Origin of the sequence: Frateuria sp. Soil773 (assembly GCF_001428405.1) — a bacterium.
Lineage (GTDB): Bacteria > Pseudomonadota > Gammaproteobacteria > Xanthomonadales > Rhodanobacteraceae > LMSL01.
In genome coordinates, this window is record NZ_LMSL01000011.1 from 1 (window position 1) to 16,212 (window position 16,212).

The 16,212-nt window shown below is 69.8% G+C and carries 14 protein-coding genes; 10 read left to right on the top strand and 4 right to left on the bottom strand.

The annotated features are described in order from the left end of the window. The first annotated feature begins 75 nt into the window (after positions 1-75). Positions 76-498 (top strand): hypothetical protein, encoded by a 423-nt coding sequence (locus ASG87_RS05580; RefSeq protein WP_157510894.1) that lies wholly within the window; start codon positions 76-78, stop codon positions 496-498. A gap of 91 nt (positions 499-589) precedes the next feature. Here the strand turns inward: ASG87_RS05580 and ASG87_RS05585 are convergent, their stop codons facing one another. Then, complete coding sequence (locus ASG87_RS05585) at positions 590-1,960, bottom strand: GH1 family beta-glucosidase (protein ID WP_056002090.1); 1,371 nt, start codon at positions 1,958-1,960, stop codon at positions 590-592. 136 nt (positions 1,961-2,096) lie between these two features. Here ASG87_RS05585 and ugpC point away from each other — a divergent pair, with 136 nt between their 5' ends. The 6 genes from ugpC (at position 2,097) to ASG87_RS05615 (ending at position 9,061) form a co-directional block, all read left to right on the top strand. Then, positions 2,097-3,185 carry a sn-glycerol-3-phosphate ABC transporter ATP-binding protein UgpC gene (ugpC, locus tag ASG87_RS05590; protein WP_056002093.1) on the top strand — a complete coding sequence of 363 codons (1,089 nt, stop codon included), beginning with the start codon at positions 2,097-2,099 and terminating at the stop codon, positions 3,183-3,185. Positions 3,186-3,285: 100 nt separating this feature from the next. Beyond that, entirely contained in the window at positions 3,286-4,173 is an 888-nt protein-coding gene (locus ASG87_RS05595) for a ParA family protein (RefSeq protein WP_056002096.1), read from the top strand. 2 nt (positions 4,174-4,175) lie between these two features. After that, the gene (locus tag ASG87_RS05600) at positions 4,176-5,042 is read left to right on the top strand and encodes a ParB/RepB/Spo0J family partition protein (protein ID WP_056002098.1); all 867 of its coding nucleotides are present in this window, start codon (positions 4,176-4,178) and stop codon (positions 5,040-5,042) included. A gap of 217 nt (positions 5,043-5,259) precedes the next feature. Then, a complete protein-coding gene (locus ASG87_RS05605; RefSeq protein WP_056002101.1) occupies positions 5,260-5,979 on the top strand; it encodes a glycosyltransferase in 720 nt (239 codons plus the stop codon). A 399-nt stretch (positions 5,980-6,378) separates the two neighbouring features. Next, positions 6,379-8,616: a TonB-dependent siderophore receptor gene (locus ASG87_RS05610; protein WP_056002104.1), complete on the top strand. Its 2,238-nt coding sequence runs from the start codon at positions 6,379-6,381 to the stop codon at positions 8,614-8,616. A 76-nt stretch (positions 8,617-8,692) separates the two neighbouring features. Then, entirely contained in the window at positions 8,693-9,061 is a 369-nt protein-coding gene (locus ASG87_RS05615; RefSeq protein ID WP_056002108.1) for a DUF488 domain-containing protein, read from the top strand. Positions 9,062-9,071: 10 nt separating this feature from the next. Here ASG87_RS05615 and ASG87_RS05620 read toward each other — a convergent pair whose 3' ends face one another. Further along, complete coding sequence (locus ASG87_RS05620; RefSeq protein WP_056002111.1) at positions 9,072-10,022, bottom strand: patatin-like phospholipase family protein; 951 nt, start codon at positions 10,020-10,022, stop codon at positions 9,072-9,074. A 207-nt stretch (positions 10,023-10,229) separates the two neighbouring features. Between ASG87_RS05620 and ASG87_RS05625 the strand changes: the two genes are divergently transcribed. Continuing rightward, positions 10,230-12,002, top strand: a complete 1,773-nt coding sequence (locus ASG87_RS05625) for an SLC13 family permease (protein WP_056002114.1) — start codon at positions 10,230-10,232, stop codon at positions 12,000-12,002. A 248-nt stretch (positions 12,003-12,250) separates the two neighbouring features. Here ASG87_RS05625 and ASG87_RS05630 read toward each other — a convergent pair whose 3' ends face one another. Then, positions 12,251-13,249, bottom strand: a complete 999-nt coding sequence (locus ASG87_RS05630) for a YafY family protein (RefSeq protein WP_056002117.1) — start codon at positions 13,247-13,249, stop codon at positions 12,251-12,253. 120 nt (positions 13,250-13,369) lie between these two features. Between ASG87_RS05630 and ASG87_RS05635 the strand changes: the two genes are divergently transcribed. Together ASG87_RS05635 and ASG87_RS05640 are read left to right on the top strand one after the other, a co-directional pair. After that, positions 13,370-14,272, top strand: a complete 903-nt coding sequence (locus ASG87_RS05635; protein WP_056002120.1) for a hypothetical protein — start codon at positions 13,370-13,372, stop codon at positions 14,270-14,272. 111 nt (positions 14,273-14,383) lie between these two features. Then, positions 14,384-15,193: a DUF481 domain-containing protein gene (locus tag ASG87_RS05640; protein WP_056002123.1), complete on the top strand. Its 810-nt coding sequence runs from the start codon at positions 14,384-14,386 to the stop codon at positions 15,191-15,193. Between the two features lie 94 nt (positions 15,194-15,287). Here ASG87_RS05640 and hemC read toward each other — a convergent pair whose 3' ends face one another. Then, the gene (gene hemC / locus ASG87_RS05645) at positions 15,288-16,199 is read right to left on the bottom strand and encodes a hydroxymethylbilane synthase (RefSeq protein ID WP_056002126.1); all 912 of its coding nucleotides are present in this window, start codon (positions 16,197-16,199) and stop codon (positions 15,288-15,290) included. Between the last annotated feature and the right edge of the window lie 13 nt (positions 16,200-16,212).

Sequence of the window (16,212 nt, forward strand, 5' to 3'; positions counted from 1 at the left end):
GGATACGTCTTCTTGCGCATTCCACTAGTGTGCAACACTCGCGAAAGATCGTGAACAGGTTCTGAGGCCAGCCGAATGAGAGTTCTTTTACTTCTACTGTTGCTAGTTTTTTTCATGATGCCAATAGATGGCATAGCCACTGACAGTACGCTGGATATTTCGAAGCTTAATGCCAATCGGGCGCAATACGATGGCCAGCAAATGACATTGCGCGGCTACTTAGTCGTTGGGCCGGAGTCAATGTATCTGGTGACCCGCTTGGGGTACGACAAAGACTATTGGGCGAAGGACTCCGGTTGCTTGAGTCTTCTCAACACCGGAGACCTCGGCGAGAAGGAAGACCTGTACAACGGCAAGTACATCGAAATCAGAGGCCTGTTCCGTGCAAGCAATTACTCGTACGGCATCAGTCTGTCGGAATGCGGTTTGACAGGTCTGGACATTGGTGGCGATGCTAGTGGGCACATAAAGATAGTGAATACTGAGCAGCGGCATTAACCGTTGTGTTCTGGGATTCGGTGGCGCGTCGTTAGACTACCGTTCCGGTAGAAACTCCCGTCTCCGCGCGTCAGGGCCGGCCGCTCATCCGTCATCTTGTCGCGTTGGCCTGGTCGTCCAGCGCCGCACCGTTGCTGGCGATCACTTCGGCATACAGTTTCGCGCTCGCCTTGGGCGTGCGTTCCTGCGTGGCGAAGTCCACGTGGTACAGGCCGAAGCGCTTGGAGAAGCCCAGCGACCATTCCAGGTTGTCCAGCAGCGACCAGGCGTAATAGCCCTTCAGGTTCACCCCGGCCCCGATCGCCCGGTGCAGCGCCCTGAGGTGCCGGCGCAGGTAGTCGGTGCGCAGCGGGTCGTCCAGCACGCCGCCCTCGGCCACGGGCGGGTCGTAGAACGCCGAGCCGTTCTCGGTGACGTACAGGGGAAGGTCGCCGTAGCGGCTCCTGAACCAGGTCAGCGTGTCGGTGAGGCCCTGCTCGAACACTTCCCAGCCGGTCTCGGTATAGGTCTTGTTGGGCTGGCGCACCGGCGAGGCGCGCAGCGGGTACTGGCCGAGGTCGTGCCGCACCACGGCGCGGGTGTAGTAGTTGATGCCGACGTAGTCAGGTTTCTGGCAGGTCAGCCGGAAATCGTCGTCGGGGAAATCCGGCCAGGCGTCGCCGAAGATCTCCCGCAGTTCCGGCGGGTAGCTGCCGAGCAGGGCCGGGTCGGCGAACTGCTCGTTCATGTAGGCGTGCGCGCGGCGGGTGGCGGCGAGGTCCTCGGGACTGTCCGAGTGGGGATATTTCGGCTCGATGTTGAATACCACGCCGATCTCGTGCCGGCCGTGCGCGCGGTAGGCCTGGATGCCGGCGCCGCTGGCGCGCATCAGGTTGTGCGCGGCGAGCGGCGCCTCGTACTTGCTGCGATGGCCCGGCGCCAGCGCGCCGTGCAGGTAGCCGCCGTCGGTGACCACCCACGGCTCGTTGAGCGTGGCCCAGCGCCGCACGCGGCCATCGAGCGCCTTGAACATGGTCTCGGCGTACTCGGCGAACCAGTGCGCGCTGTCGCGGTTGAGCCAGCCGCCGCGGTCGTCCAGCGCCGCCGGCAGGTCCCAGTGGAACAGCGTGGCGTTCGGCGCGATGCCGTGTTCGAGCAGTTCGTCGACCAGCCGCGAGTAGAAATCCAGCCCCTTCGGGTTGACCCGGCCGGTGCCCTCCGGCAGCACGCGCGCCCAGTTGATGCTGAAGCGGTAGCCCTTCAGGCCGAGCGCCTTCATCAATCGCACGTCGTCCCGGTAGCGCCGGTAGTGGTCGCAGGCGAGGTCGCCGGTGTCGCCGTTGACCATCATCCCCGGCGTATGCGCGAAGCGCTGCCAGATGCTCGGCCCGGCGCCGTCGGCCAGCGGAGAGCCCTCGATCTGGTAGGCCGAGGTGGCGGCGCCCCAATGGAAACCTTCGGGAAAGCGGAAGCTGCGGGTCATGAGGGCCGTCTCTGGCTCAAGGTCTTGATGTAAACGATTACATAGGCAGAATAGCCGAATATCGTGCAATCTGCAGTCGGTCCGGACCGGTTCTTCGTGCGCCGGCCGGCGGCTGGCCCTGGCGAGGAGACAACCGATGGCGGCCGTGAGCCTGCAGCAGTTGTGCAAGGTCTATCCCAACGGGCACGTCGGTGTCGCCGGGGCCAGCTTCGAGATCGCCGACGGCGAGTTGATGGTATTGGTCGGCCCCTCCGGCTGCGGCAAGACTACTTTGCTGCGGATGATCGCCGGGCTGGAGTCGATCAGCGGCGGCACGCTCAGCATCGGCGGCACGGTGGTCAACGAGGTGCCGCCGAAGGGCCGCGACATCGCGATGGTGTTCCAGAACTACGCGCTGTACCCGCACATGACGGTGGCCGAGAACCTCGGCTTCGGACTGAAGCTGCGCGGCCACAAGGCCGCCGAGATCGAGCGCCGCGTGCGCGAGGCGGCGGTCCTGCTGGAGCTGGAATCGCGGCTGGACGCGCGCCCCGCCGCGCTGTCCGGCGGCCAGCGCCAGCGCGTGGCGCTGGGCCGCGCGCTGGTGCGCGACCCGAAGGTGTTCCTGCTCGACGAGCCGCTGTCCAACCTCGACGCCAAGCTGCGCCAGGCGATGCGGGTGGAGATCGCGCGGCTGCACCGGCGGCTCGGCGCCACGATGGTCTACGTCACCCACGACCAGGTGGAGGCGATGACGCTGGGCCAGCGCATCGTGGTGCTCGACGGCGGCGTGGTGCAGCAGATCGACACGCCGATGGCGCTGTACGAGCGGCCGGCCAACCTGTTCGTCGCCGGCTTCCTCGGCAGCCCGGCGATGAACCGGTTCCACGGCACGCTGCGGGCCGGGCACGGGCTGATGCTGGCCACGGCGCACGGTGAGATCGCGCTGGGCGAGCCCCCGCAGGCCACCGCGCTGCGGGCATGGCACGGCCGCGAGGTGGTGGTCGGCGTGCGCCCCGAGCACCTGCAGCCGGCCGCCGGCGAAGCCGCGCTGGAGGCGCGGCTGGAGCTGGCCGAGCCGGTCGGCAACGAGGTCTTCCTCAACCTGCGCCTGGGCGACCTGGCGCTGGTCTCGCGCATCCCGCCGCGGCCGCTGCCGGAACCCGGCGCGACGCTGCGGCTGGCCCTGGCCGCGGAGCGGCTGCACTTCTTCGACGCCGGCGACGGCCGGCGGATCGGCGACTAAGCCGGCGCCGCCGGCCGCCCTGCCGCGGCCGGCGGCGGGAAGGCGCGAGTCCGGGCGAGGCACTACACTAGCCCCTTTCCGTGCACGGTATCGACGACACATGGCTCGCATCATCGCTGTCGCCAACCAGAAAGGCGGCGTCGGCAAGACCACCACCGCCGTCAATCTCGCCGCGGCGCTCGCCGCCGCCAAGCGCAAGGTGCTGCTGGTCGACTTCGACCCGCAGGGCAACGCGACGATGGCGTCCGGCGTGGACAAGCGCGAGGCCGTGCCGAACGGCTGCGCGGTGCTGCTGGAAGAGGCGCCGATCGAGCAGGCCATCGTCGCCACCGAAGCCCACTACGACCTGCTGCCCGGCAACGGCGACCTCACCGCCGCCGAGCTGAAGCTGATGGACGCGCTGGCGCGCGAGCACCGGCTGAAGGAACAACTGGCCAAGGTGGCCGACAGGTACCAGACCATCCTGATCGACTGCCCGCCCACCCTGCACCTGCTCACGCTCAACGCGCTGACCGCCGCCGACGGCCTGCTGATCCCGGTGCAGTGCGAGTACTTCGCGCTGGAAGGGCTTTCCAGCCTGCTCGACACGGTGCGCGCGGTGCGCCAGCGGCTGAACCCGAACCTGGAGATCGAGGGCCTGCTGCGCACCATGTACGACGTGCGCAACAACCTCGGCAACGAGGTCTCCGCCCAGCTCACCCAGCACTTCGGCGACAAGGTGCTGCGCTCGATCATCCCGCGCAACGTGCGCCTGGCCGAGGCGCCCAGCCACGGCCAGCCGATCCACCTGTACGACCGCAGCTCGCGCGGCGCGCTGGCCTACACCGGCCTGGCCGGCGAGCTGATCCGGCGCGAGCGCAACCTCGCCGCTGCCGGCGGCACGACGGCCGCCGAAGCCGCCGCCGAGCCGGCCGCGCCCGCGCCGCCGGTCGTGCCCGAAGACAGCGGCGCGCTGCTCAAGGCGCCCGCCGCCAACCACCAGGAGTAAGCATGGCAGCCAAGAAACGAGGCCTCGGACGCGGACTCGACGCCCTGCTCGGCGGCGACGGCGAAGGCGCGCCGTCGGCGATCGAGCAGGAAGGCGAACTGCGCACGCTGCCGATCCAGCAGATCCAGCCCGGCAAGTACCAGCCGCGGCGCCACTGGAACGACGAGGCGCTGGACGAGCTGGCCGCCTCGATCAGGGCGCAGGGCCTGATCCAGCCGGTGGTGGTGCGCGCGACCGGCCGCAACGCCTACGAGCTGATCGCCGGCGAGCGCCGCTGGCGCGCCGCCCAGCGCGCGCAGATGAGCGAGATCCCGGCGCTGGTCAAGACCGTCGACGAGGCCGCCGTGCCGGCGATGGCGCTGATCGAGAACATCCAGCGCCAGGACCTCACCCCGCTGGAAGAGGCCGACGCGCTCAAGCGCCTGATCGACGACTTCGACCTCACCCACCAGCAGGCCGCCGACGCGGTCGGCCGCTCGCGCGCGTCGGTGTCGAACATGCTGCGGCTCACCGAGCTGCCGGAACCGATCAAGCGCCTGCTCGACGAGGGCAAGCTGGAAATGGGCCATGCCCGCTGCCTGCTGACCCTGGACGAGGCGATCGCGGTGCCGCTGGCGCGCCAGGCCTCGACGCTGGGCTGGTCGGTGCGCGAGCTGGAAGAAGCGGCGCGCCGCGCGCAGACCGTGCCGAAAGGCAAGGCCAAGAGCACGCCCGCGCGCGACCCCAACGTCGCCGACCTGGAACGCGAGCTGGCCGAACGCTTCGCTACCCGCGTCGAGCTGGCGACCGGCCGCGGCGGCCGCGGCAAGCTGGTGATCCACTATCACAGCAACGACGAGCTGGAAGGCATCCTCGGCAAGATCCGCTGACACGCCTTGCCACGGCGGCTCGAAGCGGCATATCGGGAACGCCGGACGTCATCCCGGCGCAAGCTGGGATCCGGTGTCGTTGCTTGTCGCGGCCGAAGTCGCTGGATCGCGGCTTGCGCCGGGACGACGGGCATGACGCGGCCGGGACATTGCCCTCCGCTGTGCCACGCGCCCACATCGGCGATAATCGCCGCCTGATCGCTTCCGGACGGGTCCCATGCCCCAGCTCTCCGTCGTCGTGCCCGTCTTCAACGAGCGCGACAACATCCCACCGCTGCTCGCCGAGATCGCCGCCGCGCTGCGCGGGCGGATCGATTTCGAGATCGTCTACGTCGACGACGATTCCAGCGACGACAGCGTCGCCGTGCTGGCCGCGGAAAAGGCGGCGCGCTACCCGGAGCTGCGCATCGTGCGGCACCTGAGCCGCAGCGGACAAAGCACCGCGGTATGGAACGGCGTGCGCGCGGCGAAGTCGCCGTGGATCGCCACGCTCGACGGCGACGGCCAGAACGATCCGGCCGACATTCCCAAGCTGCTCGCCGCCCGCGACGCCGCCGGGCCGGACCTGAAGCTGTTCGCCGGCTGGCGCACCACCCGCCGCGACAGCTTCAACAAGCGGATCTCCTCGAAGATCGCCAACGCGGTGCGCTCGCGCATGCTCAAGGACGCCACGCCGGACACCGGCTGCGGCCTCAAGCTGTTCGAGCGCGAGGTGTTCCTGCGCCTGCCCTACTTCGACCACATGCACCGCTACCTGCCGGCGCTGGTGAAGCGCGCCGGCTTCCAGAGCCAGAGCGTGCCGGTGGGCCACCGCCCGCGCACCGCCGGCACCTCCAAGTACGGCATGCTGGACCGCCTATGGGTCGGCCTGGCCGACCTGCGCGGCGTGGCCTGGCTGATGCGCCGCGGGAAGGTGACGCGGGTGGAGGAAATCTAGTCCGGCGCCTTGAGAGGCGTTCACGATCTATCGGTCGTTCCAACCGCCTCGCCGTCATCCCTGCGAAAGCAGGAATCCAGTGGCTTGATGCTCCAAAACTCCAAAGGCGCTGGATCCCAGCTTTCGCTGGGATGACGTGGTGATATCCGGAGAACGTGGACAGGCTCAAGGGCCAGGCGATCAGTGATGATCCGGTTCCGGGCACGCCGCCCAGGCCTCAAAGCACCGCATATAATTGCGAGTGATTCGCATTTGTACTAGTCTCGCGCACCGAACCGTTGCCGCGGGTGCCACGCACGCCAGTACCGGCGTGCCCGCCTCCTCCCGCTTTCCGCGCAGGCGTCCATCAGCCCGGCCCCGGGCCGGGCGGACCGCGCCCATTTTCCGGAATGAACGAAGATGCCTATTCGATCGCGCCCGCATGCGTGCCGGGCGGCCGTTGCCCTGCGCCTGCTGTCCGGCCCCGTCGCCGTCCTGCTGCCGTGCGCCGCCATGGCGGAATCCGCCTCGCCCACGCCGGCCGCGGCCGAAGCGCCCGCCGTGCCGGTGCGCACCCTGAAATCGGTGAACGTGCGCGCCGACGCCCTGCCCCAGGGCTACGCCGCCGACGCCAGCAACAGCGCCACGCGCCTGGACCTGTCGCTGCACGAGACGCCGCAGTCGGTCAGTGTGGTCACCCGGCAGCAGATGGACGACCTGGCGCTCGACACCATCGACGACGTGCTGGAGCACACCACCGGCATCATGGTGCAGCAGCTGGACAGCGAGCGCACCAGCTTCTACGCGCGCGGCTTCCCGATCAGCAATTTCCAGATCGACGGCGTGCCGCAGGGCCTGAACGCGCCGCTGGCCGACACCGCGATCTACGAGCGGGTGGACGTGGTGCGCGGCGCCACCGGCCTGCTCGGCGGCACCGGCGACCCGTCGGCCACGGTCAACATGATCCGCAAGCGGCCCGGGCGCACGCTCGCCGCCAGCGCGCGCGTCGAGGCCGGGCGCTGGAACCACCACCGCGTCGAAGGCGACGTCAGCGTGCCGCTCACCGCCGACGGCCGGATCCGCGCCCGCGCCAGCGGCGCCTGGCAGGAGCACGACGCCTTCATGCGCATGTACCACGAGCGCAAGAACGTGGGCCTGGCGACGCTGGAGGCCGATCTCACCGACCACACCCTGCTCACCTTCAGCTACGACTTCCAGAACAACGTGCCCACCGGCGCCACCTGGGGCGCGGTGCCGTACTGGAACGCCGACGGCAGCCTGGCGAAGCTGCCGCGCGACTTCAGCCTGAGCACGCCGTGGAGTACCTGGCGCAACCGCCAGCACACGCTGAGCGGCGCCCTGCAGCACGCCTTCGCCAACGGCTGGCTGCTGCGGCTGGCGCTGGCGCGCACCACCAGCGTCAACGACACCACCGTCGCCTACGCCGGCAGCGGCTACCCCGATCCCGCCACCGGCGCGGGCATGAGCCTGTGGAGCGGCGTGTGGGGCGAAGGCCGCTACACCAACGACAACCTGGACGTGTACGCCACCGGCCCGTTCGAGCTGTTCGGGCGCGAGCACACCCTGGTCGCGGGCTGGAACGGCTGGTTCCAGAAGTACCGCAGCGTCGGCGGCAGCGCGGACATCGGCTACCCGGCGGAAGTCCCCGACTACCGCCACTGGACCGGCGACATCCCGCGGCCGGTGTTCGTGCCCGACGGCAGCCGCAGCGACCAGTACACGCAACTGGGCGGCGGCTACCTGGCCGCGCGCTTCAGCCTCGCCGAGACGCTGCATGCGATCGCCGGCGTGCGCGTCAGCAGCTACCGCACCTGGACGCGCCGGTACGATACCTCCGGCCGGCTCGCTGGCACCGGCGACCGGCTCGCGATCAGCGAGCAGGTGACGCCCTACGCCGGCATCACCTGGGATCTCAATCCCACCTACGCGCTGTACGCCAGCTACGCCGACCTGTTCCAGCCGCAGAGCTACCGCGACCGCGACAACCGCTACCTGAAGCCCGCCACCGGCAGCAATACCGAGGCCGGCATCAAGGGCACCTGGAACGACGGCGCGCTGGACGCCTCGCTGGCGGTGTTCCGCACGCGCAAGGTCGACGTCGCCGAGCGCGACACCACGGTGCCGCCCGGCTTCAAGCTGCCCGACGGCAGCGACGCCTACGTCGCCAACGGCAAGGGCATCACGGTGACCGGCGTCGAGGCGCAGGTGGCCGGCAACCCCGTGGCGGGCTGGAACCTCAGCGCCGGCTACACCTTCCTGCGCGCGCGGGAGGCCGACGGCAGCCGCGCGGTGCCGAACCAGCCGCGCCACCTGCTGCGCCTGTCGACCGCCTACCAGTTCGGCGGCGCGCTGGAAGGGCTGCGCGTGGGCGCCGGCGTGAAGCTGCAGAGCGGCATCTACGAGGTGTCCTGGTACGGCCGGCCGCCGCTGCACGCCGAGCCGTACCCGCATATCCGCCAGGGCGGCTACGCGGTGGCCGACGCCATGGCCGGCTACCGCTTCAATGCGCACCTGTCGGCCCAGCTCAACGTGAGCAACCTGTTCGACCGCCGCTACTACCGCAACGTCGGCTTCTACGACGGCGTGTTCTGGGGCGAGCCGCGCAACGTCATGCTGAGCCTGCGCGTGAAGATGTGAGCGCGGCGCCATGCGCCGCCGGCCGGCGGCGGCGTATGCTTGGTCCTTCCCTCCCTGCCGCGCGGGGGCAGCAGCCATGGCCATCAACGTCAAGCGTGTCTACGAGCCTGCCGCGAAGGCGGACGGCTACCGCGTCCTGGTCGACCGCCTGTGGCCGCGCGGGCTGAAGAAGGAGGCGGTGCCGCTGGACCTGTGGGCGAAGGAGCTGGCGCCGTCCACCGCCCTGCGCCAGTGGTTCGGCCACGAGCCGTCGCGCTGGGAGGGCTTCCGCCATCGCTACGCCACCGAGCTGGACGCGCAGGCCGAGCTCTGGCGCCCGCTCGCCGAGCGTTCGGCGCGGCACACGGTGACCCTGCTCTACGGCGCCCGCGACGAGGAGCACAACAACGCGGTCGTGCTGAAGGCCTACCTGGAGAACTGGCTGCACACGCACGGCCCGCGCTGAAGCGCGGCGGTCAGGACTGGCGCAGCGGCGTGCCCGGTGCCGCCCAGCCTTCCAGCGCGGTGCGCGCCTGCTCGCGCCCGCGCTCGATCAGCTCGCCGGCGCGGTAGAACTCGTAGGCGGTGGACACGTTGCGCGGCAACTGGATCAGCAGGTCCGGCTCGTAGGCGGCCAGGCGCAGCCGCGACAGGTTCGCCTGCATCAGGTCCATCGACTGGTTGAGCAGCTCGAAGGCGCCCGGCTCGCGCGGCTTGCCTTCGCTGTGCGGCAGCAGCCGGCCGAACAGCTCGCCGATGCGGTGGCGGTGGCCGTTGCGCTCCGCCTCCGGCTCGGGCGGGGTTGCCGCGGGCACGGTTTCCGCCGGCCCGTCCATGCTGATCGCGAACAGGTAGTCGGCCGGATCGCGGATCAGCGGCGTCACCGGCACCGGGTTGAGCAGGGCGCCGTCGACCAGCCGGTGGCCGTCGAGGTGGTAGGGCCGGAACACGGTCGGGATCGCGATCGAGGCGCGGATCGCATCGAACAGCGAGCCGCGGGTGAGCCACACCTCGCGCTCGCGGTCCAGGTCGGTGGCGACCGCGGTGAAGGCGATCGGCAATTGTTCGATGCAGACGTCGCCGATCAGCTCGCGCAGCGTGCCGATGATCCGCTCGCCCTTGATCAGGCCGCCGCCGGAAAAGGTCCAGTCGAGCAGCTTGAACACGTCGAGCCGGGCCAGCGTGGTGACCCAGTCGCGGTAGACGTCGAGCTTGCCCATGGCGTAGATGCCGCCGATCAGCGCGCCCATCGAGGCGCCGGCGATGGCGACGATCTCGAAGCCGCGCGCCTCGATCTCCTCGATCGCGCCGATGTGCGCCAGGCCCTTGGCGCCGCCGGCGCCGAGCGCCAGCGCCACGGTGGGCCTGCGCGGCGCGGCGGTGTCCGGGGCGATGGCGCGCTCTTCGGGGTTCTCTTCAAGGCTCATGGGCGGTTTCGATCACGGATTGCATGCGTCGCGCGCTCCACCATGCGGCCGCCATTCTCCGGGCGCGCCGCTCCCGCTGGCGAACCCGCGACTGGCTGCGGTTAGGATGATGACAAGCTGCGCCCGCAGCAAGCCCAGGGGGACCCGCATGCACCTTACCGACGACATCCGCAGCATCCGGCCGGCGCGGCGCGGCGGAGCGGCCGCATGACGTGGCAGGCCTGGGCCACGCTGGCCGTGATCGCGGCCGCGATGGCGCTGTTCGCCAGCGAGAAGGTACGGATCGACCTGGTCGCGCTGATGGTGCTGGCGGCGCTGGTGATCCTGGGCATCGTCAGCCCGGCCGACGCGTTGAGCGGGTTCAGCAACGAGGCCACCGTCACCGTCGCGGCGATGTTCGCGCTCAGCCTGGGGATCGAGCGCTCAGGCGCGCTGGAGCCGCTGAGCCGCTGGCTGGTGCGGATCAAGCGGCCGTGGCTGCTGACCCTGGCGATGATGCTGGCGATAGCGCCGCTCGGCGCCTTCATCAAGAACATCGCCCTGGTCGCCACCTTCCTGCCGCTGGCGCTGCGGGTGTGCCAGCGCACGCACACCTCGCCCGCGCGCGTGCTGATGCCGATGGCCTACGCGGCGCAGATGGGCGGCGTGTGCACGCTGATCGGCACCTCCTCGAACCTGCTCGCCGACAGCCTGGCGCAGGGCCACGGCATGGCGGGGTTCGGCGTGTTCGAATTCACCCGGCTGGGCGCGCTGCTGGGCGTGGCCGGGATCGCCTACCTGATGCTGGTCGGGCGCTGGCTGCTGCCGCGGCACATCGACGCCGAGCTGCCCGACGAGATGGAGATCGGCAAATACGTCACCGAGCTGGAAGTGACCGCCGAGTCGCCGCTGATCGGCACCAGGATCGCCGACGCCAAGCTCGGCGAGCGCTTCGGCGTGTACCCGTTGGAGCTGCTGCGCGGCGAGCAGCACATGTGGTCGCCGCGCTCGCAGGAACTGGCGGCGGGCGACGTGCTGCTGGTGCGCGGCGACTGGGAGAAGATCGAGGAATTCCAGCGCCAGGCCAAGCTGCGCAACGCGCCGGAACAGCACTACGCGCGCGACGGCGAGGAGCCGCCGCCGCGCGTGCTCACCGAGCTGCTGGTGGCGCCGACCGGCATGCTGGAGGGCCGCCGCTTCGCCGAGTCGGACCTCGGCTGGCGCCACGACGCCACCCTGCTGGCGATCCACCGTCGCGGCGCCGTGCTGCGCGACAAGCCCAGCGAGGTCAGCCTCGCGGTGGGCGACGTGCTGCTGGTGCTGGTCGATGAGGCCAGCATGTCGCGGCTGCGCGGCGAGGAGGCGGTGATCGTATTGAGCGAGCGCGAGGACGCGCGGCGGACGCCGCGCAAGGCGCTGGTGGCGGTGGCGATCATGGCGGGCGTGGTGCTGGCGTCGGGGCTGCGCTGGCTGCCGATCCCGATCGCCGCGATCTGCGGCGCGACCCTGATGGCGCTGGCCGGCTGCTTCGGCCGCAAGGACGTCTACGAAGGCATGGACTGGAAGATCATCATCCTGCTCGGCGCGATCCTGCCGCTGGGCCTGGCGATCGAGAAGACCGGCCTGTCCACCGCCCTGGTGCAGCTCGGCATGGGCCTGGTCGGCACGCACGGGCCGCTGGCCGCGCTGCTGATGGTCTACCTGCTGACCGCCCTGCTCACCGAGCTGATGGGGCACAACCCGTCAGTGGTGCTGATGGTGGGCATCGCGGTATCGGTGGCGCACGCGGTGCATGCCGACGCGCGCCCGTTCGTGGTGGCGGTGGCGTTCGCGGCGGCCACCTCGTTCGCCACGCCGGTCGGCTACCCCACCAACACCATGGTCTACTACGCCGGCGGCTACCGCTTCACCGACTTCATGAAGGTGGGCATCCCGCTGATCGCACTGTTCTGCGCGCTGTCGATGTGGCTTATTCCGCAGTTCTGGCCATTTTATCCTTGAGGGCCGGGATTCGGGATTCGGGATTCGGAAAAGCGGTGCGCGCTCCGGGTGCGCCGATGCGTCAGTTGCTTGCCTGTGCTCCTGAGAGCCGCCTGCTCACGATCCTTTCGCCGTTCCAGACTGCCTCGCCGTCATTCCTGCGAAAGCAGGAATCCAGTGACTTGATGCTCCAAAGCCCAAAGGCGCTGGATCCCAGCTTTCGCTGGGATGACGTTTCGTGAGGGATACCTGCAAATCTTGGACAGGTTCTAGCGAATCCCGAATCCCGATTCCCGATTCCCATAAGCGCTCAACGCCATATGCAGCAGGCTCTTCATTTCCTCGCGCAGCGGCAGCGGGGCGACGATCTCCGCGTCGGGGCCGTACTTGAGCACGTCCATCAGCAGCTCTTTCGACTTCGAGTACGGCAACTGCAGTTCGTAGCGGCCGTCGGGCAGCCAGTTGCCCTTCTGCTGCGAGTGCCAGTGCTCGTCGGCGACCCAGCGCGCGGCGTGCGGCGAGAAGCGGATCGTCGCCCATGCCTTCGGCTTGCCGGCGAAGATGCCGTAGCTGGAGGCGAGCAGTTCGTTGAGGTCGGCCTCGGCGACGTCGACCGCGGCGGCATCCAGCGCCTGAGCGTCCTTGATGCGGTCCACCGCGAAGCTGCGCAGCGCCTCGCGGTCGTGGTCCCACACGTCGAGGTACCAGTTGTCGCGGTAGTGGGTCAGCCGCTGCGGCGATACCGTGCGCTTGCTGTCCGAATTGGTGGTGCGCGCGCGGTAGTGGAAGCGCAACTGGCGCCGTTCGAGCACCGCGCCGGCCACGGTGCGGAAGGCGTGCTGGTCCAGCTTGCGCTCGCCCCACGAGATCACCCGGATCCGCTCGATCGGCAGCGGCTTGCCGTTGCCCTGGTCGCCCAGCAGGTGCTCGATGCGCGCCTTGAACGGCGCCAGCGCGCCGGCCAGCACGCCCGGCCCGGAACGGCCGATCAGCTCGTTCAGCGCCAGCAGCGCGGCCAGCTCGTCGGAGGTCAGCCACAGCCCCGGCAGCTCGAAGCGCTCGCCCTCGACGGCCTCGTAGCGGAAGGCGGCATGCTCGCCGCCGGCGCTCTCGATCGGCGCGCCGAGCGCGTCGCGCAGGAAGGCGACGTCGCGGTACAGCGTCGCGCGCGAGCATTCCAGCTCGTCCATCAGCCGGGGCAGCGGCACCGGGTAGTGGGCCGACTTCAGCAGGCGATGCAGGGTGAGGATGCGCTCGTAACGGTCCATGGCATATCGTTCGGGTGTGGGCCTTGTGTAGCATGGCATGGCCGGTGGCGGCCGCAAGTCGCCGCGGTCGCCCGTGTCGCGTCCCCCCGGCCCGTTTTCGGCTGCAAGGTTGCTGATTTGATGCCGTCGTCCAGCGAATTCCCCGTCGCTCCGCCTGATCCGGCCTGCGTTTCCCCTCCGCCGCCCGCGGCGGCGCCCGACCGCCTGGGCGTGTTGCTGCGGGTACTCGCGGTCGGCGGCTACGGCCTGTGGCTGCTGCTGGGCGCCGCACTCAGCCTGGGCGTGTACCGCGAGGGCCGCAGCGAGGCGCTGCTACCGCTGGGCCTGGGCTGCCTCTTCGTCAGCCTGGGCCTGCTGGCCGCCGGCCTGCGGCCCGGGCTCGACTGGCACGGCTGGCGGCCCGGCATCGGCCAGCGGCCCACCCGCGACGCCCTGCTGGCCCTGCTCACCTACCTGCCGATGATGGCGGTGGCCGGGCTGGTGCGCGGGTCCAACGATTTCTGGGCGACCCGGCTGGCCGGCATGGCCTTGCTGCTGTGCAGCCTGGGCAGCCTCACCTACAGCGCCTGGCACTACCGGCGCCAGCTCGGCGAAGGCGCGCAGCGGATCTCCAGCACGCTGCCGATCAGCCGGGTGGTCTCGGCCTGCTATGGCGGCGGCCTGTGGCTGTGGCTGTGCCTGCGCCTGGAGGACGGCGGCGACCCCGGCCATACGGCCAGCAGCCATGCCTGGGTCATGCTGATGCTGATGCTGGCCTTGTTGCTCGGCCTGATCGAGGTGCTGCGCTGGCAGTCGCTGCAGCCGCAGGCGTTCGCCAGGCCGGCCCGGCAGGACATCCGCCCGGCCCGCTTCGTCGCCTCGCTGTTCGTCTACGCCTTGCCGTGTTCGGTACTGCTGCTGGACGACCTGTCCGGCATCGGGCTGCTGCCGGTCGCCGCCGCCGCGGTGAGCTGCACGGTCGGCAAGACCATCGAGCAGAGGCTGTACGAGACGGCGCTGGGCCGGCCGGCCGGCTGTGGCTGAGCGGCTTTCCACGGCCGTTCCGCAGCCGTTCTGCGGCCATGTTCACTGCGAGTTCAAATCGCCGCGCTAAGGTGGCGGCTTACTTTTGTTTAACAAACGGGACCGATTTCGATGAAAAAGACCTTGATCGCCAGCCTGTGCCTGCTGGCGCTGGCCAGTTTCACCGCCCAGGCGCAGGATGCGGGTGACAGCGGCGCGAACAACGGCGGCTGGACCGGTTCGGGCGAATTCGGCTTCGCCTCCGCGCGCGGCAACTCGCGCACCGACAACGCCAACGCCAAGCTCGGCCTGAGCCAGGAAAACGAGCAGTGGAAGAACAACTTCTTCCTCAACGGCATGCGCTCCAAGGGCGAGGTCTCGGTGCAGGACGCCGAGGGCAACGAGATCAACCGCTTCACCACCACCGCGAACCGCTACGACGCCGGCGCCTCGGTCGGCTACAAGCTCGACCCGCGCAGCTACATCGTGGGCGCCGCGCGCTACGAGCACGACGACTTCGGCGCCAACCTGTGGCAGGGCATCGTCTCGCTCGGCTACGGCTACATCGCGCTGAAGAACGAGCGCAACGAGCTGTCGTTCGAAATCGGCCCCGGTTACAAGCGCTACCGCCCGGCCGACAAGGTCGAGGAGATCGACGGCGTGAACACCAAGCTGCGCCAGCCCACCGAGGGCGAGGCGGTCGCGCGCGGGCTGGTCAACTACAAGTTCCGCATCACCGACAACACCGCGTTCGAGGACACCTTCCTGCTCGAAGCGGGCTCGAAGAACAAGTATTACCAGAACGACGCCGGCCTGTCGGTCAGCATGACCAAGAAGATGGCGCTGAAGCTCGGCTTCCAGGCACGCTACAACAGCAACGTGCAGCCGGGCACCAAGAACACCGACACGCTCACCACCACCAACCTGGTCTACAACTTCTGAGCAGGCCGCAGCGGCGCGCCACCTGGCGCCGTTGCGATGCGGAAACGAAAAGGCCCTGCCGCATGCGGCAGGGCCTTTTCGCGTGGCGCGCCGGTCAGCCGGCGAGCAGCGCGCCGGCTCCCTGCGCGAACAGCGCCTCGGCGACCTGGCGGCCCAGCGCTTCGGCCTCGCTGCCGCTGGCCTCGGCGCGCAGCAGCCTGCCGCTGGCGGCGTCGCCGACCAGGCCGCTCAGATGCAGGCCGTGTTCGCCGAGCACGCACCAGGCGGCCACCGGTACCGTGCAGCTACCGCCCAGCGCCTGGTTCATCGCACGCTCGGCGCTCACCGTGAGGCGGGTGTCGGCGTCGTCGAGCGCGGCCAGCCGCGCCAGCACGGCCGGCTGGTCGGCGCGCGCCTCGATCGCGATCGCCGCCTGGCCGGGCGCCGGCAGCCATTCCGGCGCGGCCAGCCGGCTGCGGATGCGCTCGCGCAGGCCCAGCCGTTCGAGCCCGGCGCAGGCCAGCACGATGGCGTCGTAGCCGTCGGCGTCGAGCTTGCCCAGCCGGGTGCCGACGTTGCCGCGCAGGTCGAGCAGGCGCAGGTCCGGGCGCAGCGCGCGCAACTGCGCCTGGCGGCGCAGCGACGAGGTGCCCACGCGCGCGCCCTGCGGCAGCGCCGCCAGGTCGGCATGGCGGTTGCTGACGAAGGCGTCCGCGGCGTCCGCGCGCGGCAGGATCGCCGGCAGCACGAAGCCGTTTTCCAGTTCCGCCGGCACGTCCTTCAGCGAGTGCACGGCGAGGTCGGCGCGGCCTTCCAGCATCGCCACCTCCAGCTCCTTCAGGAACAGCCCCTTGCCGCCGATGGCGGCCAGCGGCTGGTCGAGGATCTCGTCGCCGCGCGTGCTCAGCGGCACCAGGGTCACCTTCAGGTCCGGATGGGCGGCGCGCAGCAGCGCGGCCACGTGCTCGGCCTGCCACAGCGCGAGCGCGCTCTTGCGGGTGGCGATGCGCAAGGTGGATGGATTCATGGATTTCCCGGAG